Origin of the sequence: Stenotrophomonas sp. YIM B06876 (assembly GCF_030711595.1) — a bacterium.
GTDB lineage: Bacteria > Pseudomonadota > Gammaproteobacteria > Xanthomonadales > Xanthomonadaceae > Stenotrophomonas.
The window spans coordinates 1-664 of sequence record NZ_JAUJUJ010000435.1 but is presented as its reverse complement, the minus strand read 5'-3'; the positions used below and the strand labels follow the sequence as shown (position 1 = coordinate 664).

Sequence of the window (664 nt, the reverse complement as noted above, 5' to 3'; positions counted from 1 at the left end):
AGGTCACGGCCTTCATCGGGCCCTCGGGCTGCGGCAAGTCGACGCTCTTGCGCACCTTCAACCGCATGTTCGAGCTCTATCCCGAGCAGCGCGCCGAGGGCCAGATCGTGCTCGACGGCGAGAACCTGCTGACCGCCAAGCAGGACGTGGCGCTGGTCCGCGCCAAGATCGGCATGGTGTTCCAGAAGCCGACGCCGTTCCCGATGTCGATCTACGACAACATCGCCTTTGGCGTGAAGCTGTTCGAGCGCCTGAGCGCCACCGACATGGACGACCGCGTGGAGTGGGCGCTGCGCAAGGCGGCGCTGTGGAACGAGGTCAAGGACAAGCTCGGCCAGAGCGGCGCCGGCCTCTCGGGCGGGCAGCAGCAGCGCCTGTGCATTGCGCGCGGCATCGCCATCAAGCCCGAGGTGCTGCTGCTCGACGAGCCCTGCTCGGCGCTCGACCCGATTTCCACCGCCAAGGTCGAGGAGCTGATTGCCGAGCTCAAGAGCGAATACACCGTGGTGATCGTGACGCACAACATGCAGCAGGCGGCGCGCTGCAGCGACTACACGGCCTACATGTACCTGGGCGACCTGATGGAATTCGGCGAGACCGAGCAGATGTTCTTCAAGCCCCAGCGCAAGGAAACCGAGGACTACATTACCGGCCGTTTTGGCTG

At 64.9% G+C, this 664-nt stretch carries 1 protein-coding gene; it reads left to right on the top strand.

Going from position 1 to position 664, the window contains the following annotated elements:
- On the top strand, positions 1–664 hold a 664-nt coding region (pstB, locus tag QZH66_RS17795), incomplete at both ends, for a phosphate ABC transporter ATP-binding protein PstB (RefSeq protein ID WP_305807142.1).